6 protein-coding genes are annotated in these 7670 nt (G+C 67.4%); 4 read left to right on the top strand and 2 right to left on the bottom strand.

Annotated elements, in window-relative coordinates:
• Nucleotides 1-277: 277 nt before the first annotated feature.
• On the top strand, nucleotides 278-1720 hold the full coding sequence (gene gndA, locus ACWCRB_RS47940; RefSeq protein WP_451002089.1) for an NADP-dependent phosphogluconate dehydrogenase: 1443 nt from the start codon (nucleotides 278-280) through the stop codon (nucleotides 1718-1720).
• A gap of 54 nt (nucleotides 1721-1774) precedes the next feature.
• On the opposite strand, the gene ACWCRB_RS47945 is transcribed toward gndA, so the two are convergent.
• Both ACWCRB_RS47945 and ACWCRB_RS47950 read right to left on the bottom strand, forming a co-directional pair.
• Nucleotides 1775-3034 (bottom strand): radical SAM protein, encoded by a 1260-nt coding sequence (locus tag ACWCRB_RS47945; protein WP_451002090.1) that lies wholly within the window; start codon nucleotides 3032-3034, stop codon nucleotides 1775-1777.
• 102 nt (nucleotides 3035-3136) lie between these two features.
• Nucleotides 3137-4147, bottom strand: a complete 1011-nt coding sequence (locus ACWCRB_RS47950; RefSeq protein WP_451002091.1) for a glycosyltransferase family 2 protein — start codon at nucleotides 4145-4147, stop codon at nucleotides 3137-3139.
• A gap of 341 nt (nucleotides 4148-4488) precedes the next feature.
• On the opposite strand from ACWCRB_RS47950, the gene ACWCRB_RS47955 reads away from it, so the two are divergent.
• The 3 genes from ACWCRB_RS47955 (at nucleotide 4489) to ACWCRB_RS47965 (ending at nucleotide 7541) form a co-directional block, all read left to right on the top strand.
• Nucleotides 4489-5478: a glycosyltransferase family 2 protein gene (locus tag ACWCRB_RS47955; RefSeq protein WP_451002092.1), complete on the top strand. Its 990-nt coding sequence runs from the start codon at nucleotides 4489-4491 to the stop codon at nucleotides 5476-5478.
• A gap of 108 nt (nucleotides 5479-5586) precedes the next feature.
• Nucleotides 5587-6711, top strand: a complete 1125-nt coding sequence (locus tag ACWCRB_RS47960) for an MFS transporter (RefSeq protein WP_369030462.1) — start codon at nucleotides 5587-5589, stop codon at nucleotides 6709-6711.
• Nucleotides 6712-6770: 59 nt separating this feature from the next.
• Nucleotides 6771-7541: an FkbM family methyltransferase gene (locus tag ACWCRB_RS47965; RefSeq protein WP_451002093.1), complete on the top strand. Its 771-nt coding sequence runs from the start codon at nucleotides 6771-6773 to the stop codon at nucleotides 7539-7541.
• Nucleotides 7542-7670: the final 129 nt, after the last annotated feature.

Raw genomic sequence — 7670 nt, forward strand, 5'->3', positions numbered from 1 at the left:
GCTACATGCGCCGCGCCACGAACACCGTCAACTACTCGGGCGAACTCCCGCTCGCCCAGGGGGTCGACTTCTCGGTCTGACCGAACCTTGACCAGAGGCCCGGCCGGTCGTCGGCCGGGCCTCTCGTTCGTCCCGTCACCGCGCTTTCGCTCCAAGCGCACACCCGCTCGGCACGCCACCCGATATCCGGCTGAACAACTGGGGCCCCACCAGCCGTAACTGATCAGTGCGGCGGTTGGACCGCGCCGAGCGACCGCACCGAGCGAAGGAGCACACCATGAAGGCGACCGCGCAGATCGGCGTCACCGGCCTGGCGGTGATGGGCCGGAATCTGGCCCGGAACTTCGCCCGGCACGGTTACACCGTGGCCCTCCACAACCGGACCCCCGCCAGGACGAAGGCGCTGGTCGAGGAGTTCGGGCACGAGGGCGACTTCGTGGCCGCCGAGACGGCCGAGCAGTTCGTGGCGGCCCTGGAGCGTCCCCGGCGGCTCATGATCATGGTGCAGGCCGGGGCGGCCACCGACGCGGTGATCGACGAGTTCGCCGCCCTGCTGGAACCCGGCGACATGATCATCGACGGCGGCAACGCCCACTTCTCCGACACCCGTCGGCGGGAACAGGCCCTGCGCGGGCTCGGGATCCACTTCGTGGGAGTGGGCGTCTCGGGCGGCGAGGAGGGTGCGCTCAACGGGCCGAGCATCATGCCCGGCGGCTCCGTGGCCTCGTACGCCGCGCTCGGGCCGATGTTCGAGACGATCAGTGCCAAGGTGGACGGCGAGCCCTGTGTCACCCATGTCGGGACGGACGGCGCCGGGCACTTCGTGAAGATGGTGCACAACGGCATCGAGTACGCCGACATGCAGCTGATCGGCGAGGCCTACCACCTGCTTAGGCAGGTCGGCGGATACGAGCCCGCGCGGATCGCCGAGGTGTTCCGGCAGTGGAACAAGGGGCGTCTCGACTCCTATCTGATGGAGATCACCGCCGAGATCCTCGCCCACACCGACGCCGCCACCGGCAGACCGTTCGTGGACGTGGTGGCCGACTCCGCCGGGCAGAAGGGCACCGGCCGCTGGACCGTACGGACCGCCCTGGACCTCGGTTCGCCGGTCACCGCCATCGCCCAGGCGACCTTCGCCCGCGCCGCCTCCGGCCAGAGCGCCCTGCGCGCCGCGTACCGCGAGCTGCCCGGCGGCACCAGCTGGGACCTCACCTCGTACGAGGCCGAGCGCTTCGCCTGCATCGTCGAGCACGCCCTGTACGCGTCGAAGCTCATCGCCTACGACCAGGGCTGGAAGATGATCATGGATGCGTCGGTCGAGTACGGCTGGGACATCGACCTCGGGGCGATCGCGAGGATCTGGCGCGGCGGCTGCATCGTCCGGGCCGCCTTCCTGGACCGGGTCCGCGGCGCCTTCGCCGCCGATCCCTGCCGGGTCACCCTGCTCAACGAGGAGGGGTTCGCGGCCGAGATCGCCGACGCCCAGGTCCCGTGGCGCGAGGTCGTCGCCACGGCCGCCCGGCACGGCGTCCCGGTCCCGGCCTTCTCCGCCGCCCTGTCGTACTACGACACCCTGCGCACCGAGCGCCTCCCGGCCGCCCTCACCCAGGGCCAGCGCGACTTCTTCGGCGCCCACACCTACCGGCGCACGGACCGCGAGGGCCGCTTCCACACCCTCTGGGAGCGGGCCGACCGGAGTGAGAGCGAAGTGATCTGACCCGGGTCGGCCACGGCCGCCCGGCACGGCCGTGGCTCTCGGAGGCGTCTGCTTCTAGGGCGAAGTGGGGCTGCTCTGCCGGAGGTTGTCGGTGAGGGCGCTGGTGGGGATGAGAACTCCGCTGCCGGGTTCGTCCTTCTTCCAGGGAGCCCACGGCACGACGTTCGGATCGCGTCGGAGGGTGACCTGCTGGTGGGTCTCGCTGGTGACCAGTCCGGAAGCCCGGTCGGGGTGCAGCAGGTGTTCGAACTCGATGTACCGCTGGGCGTAGGTCCAGCGGCAGGGCATGTAGTCCTCGGGAATGTCGCCGCTGACATGGGCGGCCCGGAGGCCCTGCCACTGCCGGCCGTTCCAGATCTCCTCGAAGCTGTGGTCGGCCAGTGATCCGAAGGTGTAGTCGCTGTCGCCGCCGATGAGGTGGTCGCAGAAGCCGATCTGCCCGTTGTAGCGCACATAGGCGTAGCTCCACGGGTGCATGCACGCCGGCCGCCGCACCATGTCGGGCAGCGCGAGGGAGGGGTCGGGTGCGGCTCCGAGTTGCACCACGACGCCTTCACGTCGTCCCGTTTCCGCGGCCTCCTCGTACGCCTGCTGCGTACGTTCGAGATCGTTGCGCAGATGCCCAGGGTCATCGAGGCCCGTGACCAGGGGGTGGATGGACACCAGCGGCACATCGAGTCGGGCCGCGAGCCGTACGATGTCCGCGAGTTCGCCGAGGTTGTCGATACTGGAAACGACGTTGAGGCACACGTTCTCCCGGGGAGCGCCATGACGGTCGCGGGCCTCGACGAGGGAGGTGACCGTGCCGACCAGGCGTTCGATCGTGCCGCCCGCACGTAACTTGGCGAACAGGTCCGGTGAGGCCGCGTCGCAGGAGACCGTCACCATGGCGTGGGCGCGCATCATCATGTCCCACACGGGTCGGCGGTTGACCATCCCGTTGGTGACGAGCCGCAGTTGGACACGGTGCTTGACCGCGCGTGCGACGAACTCGCCGAACCGGGGCAGCATGGTGCTCTCGCCCCAGCCCCGGAGATCCACCACGTGAGCCGTGGGGAAGAGTTCCTCGGTCAGACGGTCGAAGACGGCTTCGTCCAGGTTGAGTCGAGGGTCGTACTTCTCGCCGAACCGGCACATCGGGCAGCGCAGGTTGCAGTTCTGCGTGAGTTCGATGAACAACGCGAGGGGACGGCTCTTGAGCACTGTCGCGCCGGCCTGGTACTCGGCGATGTTCAGTCGCTGGTTCTCCTTCCGCGGATCGGTCAGTTCGAACGGCGCGCTGGGAAGGTCGAGAAGCAGGTCGTCGGACCTCATGTCATCTCCCGGTGCAGTGGTTTCGCGGCTGCCCGACCGTCTTCGGACGCGGGTGTGCCAGGACTGTCGGCAGGGGCCGAGCAGGAAGATCGCAGACCGAGGTCAGCGCAGGTCGGACTTGCGCAGCGGCTGCCGTCGCTGTCCTGCGGTGTGGCTGCCGTAGGCCCACTCGAGGATCTCGCCGAGGTCCTCGAAGCCGTAGCGATTACCCGCGGCGAAGTAGACGAGGTAGTCGCTCAGCAGCAGACTTGCCCGCTCGTCCCCACGCAGGACGTGGTGTCCGAGGGCTTCGACCGTGCCGCGCAGGTAGCAGCGCTCCGTCCACTCGGTCTCCTCGGGTCCGAGCCACGAGTCGTGCCGCATCGTCGCCTGCGGAACATGGGCGAGGGCCCGGCCGCCGGCCATGAGGGCGTAACCGAACTCGGTGTCCTCACCGGAACCCGTTCCGGTGCCCGGCCCGAGCGTGGGAAGGAAGACGGGCCGCCCCGGCAGCATCAGGCTGCGGCGCAGGGCGACGTTGTTGGACGAGCCGACCACCGCCCAGGTCATCGTCGGTTCACTCGTGGTGATGCCCGGCTTCCAGTTCGGCGAGGTGACAGCGGGGCACCACTTCGGTTCCTCGCCGGGGCCGGCCACTTCGCCCCAGGCGGACTGTCCGATGCCCGGAGCCTTGTCGGTCAGTACCCGGCCGCCCGGCACCGGAATCGGCTCGACGCTTCCGTATGCCGCGGCGACGGCCGGCTCGGAGGCCATGTAGGAGGCGAGTTCCGCTGCCCAGGCGGGGTCCGGGAGACAGTCGTCGTCGAAGAAGAGGACCACGTCCGTCGTGGCCTGTTCCAGAGCGAGATTTCGGCCGTCCGAGGTTCCGCCGGGCCCGGGGAGGACACGCAGCGGCAGTGGGGCGAGGACGTCCGACAACTGCTTCTCGTCGAGGGTCGAGTCCCTGGCGTTGTCGACGACGAGGACCTCCGCGACCACCTCGGTCCTGCCCGCCGCGAGGTTGGAGAGAGCCCTGGTCAGGAGTGGTCGGCCGACGGTGCAGACCGCCACCGTGACCATGCCGGGCGAGGCGTCCTCGGTGCCCCGTAAGTCCGAAGTGCTCGAATTGGCCATGCGCGTTCCTTTCCGGTGATTCCCGGTGGGAGCTGCGTCAATGTCGGAGCGATCGGTGTGTCCTGAAATCGATGTGCCTGAATTGCCATCGGCCCACAGCCGGTTCGGCTCAGGATAAACGTCCGGACCTAGGTCGCCACAGACGCTGGAACGATTCACCGCCGCAACCTTGACATGCTCACGAATGCTTGTCAAGATCGGCAACAGAACCATGGGGAACTCTATGGATATTCATAGCCGAAGGGTTTTGGCCGAGGATATGCCTGCTTGACAGCTCCCCCTCGCACCTGCCAGCGTCCAATCGGGTCAACCTCTCGATCCAATCGCACGGGGAGCAGCGAGTGGAGCCGACACTTAGCTTGGTAATACCCTTCTGTGACGTGGAGTTATATCTGCCCGCCTGCCTCGAATCGGTCGCCGGTCAGACTCTTGTCGATTTCGAGGCCGTACTGGTCGACGACGGGTCCGTCGACGGCAGTGGAGAAATCGCAGAGGAATACGCCGGGAGAGACGGCAGGTTTCACGTCGTCCATCAGGCGAACAGAGGCCCCGGAGCCGCCCGAAATTTTGGGTTGAGGAAGGCTCGCGGACAGTACCTGGGCTTTGTCGACGCGGATGACATAGTCGCCCGGGACGCCTTCGGGCGACTGGTCGACTCGCTCCGTGAGACGGACTCCGACCTCGCCTGTGGTGGTGTCGAACGCTTCAACAGCACGAGCCGGTGGGCTTCGCCCCTCCACGCCGACATCTTCGAGGAGCCCCGAAAGCGGACGCACATCACCCGGCACAGAGCGCTGCTGGGGGATCGCACCGTATGGAACAAGGTGTATCGCCGGTCCTTCTGGAGGCGGCACGGGTTCCTGTATCCCGAGCACCCCTACGAGGACGGGTTGATTTCGGTCTCCGCGCATGTACTCGCCGAGTCCGTCGATGTGATCACCGGCCCCGTCTACTTCTGGCGACAGCGCGACGCCGGCCCGCTCTCCATAACGCAACGGGAGCTGGATCTCCGTAACATCGATGGAAGAATCAGACAGATACAGGCGATATCCGAATTTCTGGCGGCGCGGGACGCCGGGCTCCGGGACGCGTATGACCGTGCCGCACTCGAGCATGATGTCATCATCCTGCTCATGGCCGCTCCGCGTCTCGAAGCTCCCTGCCGGGACGAAGTCCTGGATTTTGCCAGAGAATTCGCAGGCCGGGTTTCGGAGGACGTTCTGCGGCGGCTCTCCGAAGAGAACCTGAAATTCTATTGTCTGCTCCTCGAGCGGAGGACGGGGGACCTTTTTTGTCACCTGGAGGATCGACGACAGGATGCGCTCCTCTAGCAGGTGCCGCAAGGAAGGTGTCCGGAAATCACTGAGATCAGAATGTCCAGGAGAAAGAGCAGAAGTGAATCGGAATCGGAGGCGTTGCGGGCACGTATCGCGATTTGCTTGCTCTTTGCGGCCCTGGGTCTGACCAATGCCGCCTGGTCCTCGCGGATTCCGGAGATTCGCCACAATGTGGGCGCGGACAACGCGACCTGGGGGCTCCTCGGTGCGTCGTCGGCCGTGGGAGATCTGGTCGCCATCGCGGTGACCATGGTCCTGATCGGCACGACCAGGACCCGGAAGCTCACCCGGGTCGGCGCGTTCCTTATGCTGCTCAGCGGGCCGCTGCTCGCCGGGGCCTCGGCATTCGTCGCGCTGGGCGCCGGGCTGGTGATCTGGGGATTCGGTGCGACGCTGCTGGCCACCGCGATCAACACCCAGGGGGTGAGCGCGGAGACGACCTACGGTCGGCGCATGGTGCCGTTCTTCCACGCCTGTTACAGCTGCAGTGTGCTCGTCGGCGGCTTGTACGGTTCGGCGTCAGCCGCTCTGGGGGTGTCTCCAGGACTGCAACTGGCCATCAGTACAGCGGTCTTCGGGCTGCTGCTGCTGGTGACCGCCAACTGGCTGCCGGACGACGCCCCGCAGTCGGACGGTTCGCACAGCACGCTGGCGGAACGGCTCCGGAACCGCTGGGTCCCCCAACTGCGGCTGCTCGCCCTCCTCGCCTTCGTCGCGTCCTTCATCGAGGGCACGGTCGGCCAGTGGTCCGCCATCTACGCCACCGACACCGCCGGCGCGAATGCCGCGCTGGCCGCCGGAATCTACACCGCCTTCACCGTCGCCATCCTGGTCGTCCGCCTGGTCGGCGACCTCGTCATGCAGCGCGTCGCCGTCCGGACATTCCTGCAGTGGTCGCTCCTCGTCGCCGGGCTGGGGATCGCCACGGTGATCCTGTGGCCGTCCACGGCAACGGTCGTCGTCGGATTCGTCCTCGCGGGGATCGGCATCGGCTGCGTCATGCCGGCCGTGATCCGCCTGGCCGGCAAGCAGCCTGACGTCAGCGCGGGCGAGGGCGTCTCCATGGTGACCCTCGGACAGTGGCCCGGCTTCCTCCTGGCGTCGCCGGTCATCGGCGTCGTCGCGGGCGCCACGGATCTCCGTACGGCGCTCATGCTGCTGATCGTCTGCGGCATCGGCGGCGCACTGTTGGCAAGGAAGGTGCAGCAGACCGAGCCCGGCCAGTAGCCCCAAGCACATGAACGCCGGACAGGCCGCCCGGAAGCGGCCGGAAAGCGAGTGACACCGTGCGCACACTGAACTTCGTTGACTTCGAAGGCGGCTTCGGGTGCTACACGCCGGCTGCCGACAACCCGGTATTCGTCGAAGCGGAGATCATCTACGGCGAGCTGTTCCAGAAGGACACCTACCTGAGGAACATGGATCCCATCAGGCCCGACGGACTCGTCATCGACGCGGGCGCCAACATCGGGCTCTTCGCCCTGTTCATCAAGCGGCGCCACCCCGGAGTCCGGGTGCTGGCCATCGAGCCGATACCGGACAACGTACGGGCTCTGCACGCGAACATCGAACTGCACGGGCTCCAAGGGGTCACGGTGTGCCCGAAGGGTCTGTCGGACGAGAGCGGCCTGCGCGAGTTCTACTACTTCCCGTCGATGCCCGGAAACTCGACCACCCAGCTGGCCGAGAAGCTCAGGGACCGGGAGACCATGACGACGTACGCGGAACGCCGGGTGGCGGAGGAGGTGTTCCAGCACGAGACGGTGAGCGTTCAGGTGGCCAGGCTCTCCGAGATCCTGAGCGGTGTCGAGCCGTCCGACGAGGTGGACCTGCTGAAGATGGACATCGAGGGCGACGAGGTGTCGGCGCTGCGGGGCATAGACGACGCCGACTGGGCGCGTATTCGTCAGGTCGTGCTGGAGGTCCACGCGGCCAGGAACCAACTGCCGAGCGTCCTGGAGCTGCTCACGGCGCAGGGATTCACGCCGGAGGTCGAGACACCGACGGACATCCCCGACGGACTCGACAACAAGATCGTCCATGCGCGCCGTGTCTGACGATCCCGTCCCGGTCGTCGGGGGGGCCGGGCTGGCGCGGGCCCCCCGGGGGCCCCCCCCCCCCCCCCCCGGCTGTTGTGGTGGATCAGCCGGCGGCCCCAACATAGTAATAAGAAAGGGGCGCGCTGG

It is taken from the genome of Streptomyces sp. NPDC002156 (genome assembly GCF_053593675.1).

Bases quoted from the DNA above. Each gene is read 5' to 3' on its own strand.
- ACWCRB_RS47950 (WP_451002091.1), bottom strand. From the start codon at position 4,147: ATGGCCAATTCGAGCACTTCGGACTTACGGGGCACCGAGGACGCCTCG.
- ACWCRB_RS47945 (WP_451002090.1), bottom strand. From the start codon at position 3,034: ATGAGGTCCGACGACCTGCTTCTCGACCTTCCCAGCGCGCCGTTCGAA.
- gndA (WP_451002089.1), top strand. From the start codon at position 278: ATGAAGGCGACCGCGCAGATCGGCGTCACCGGCCTGGCGGTGATGGGC.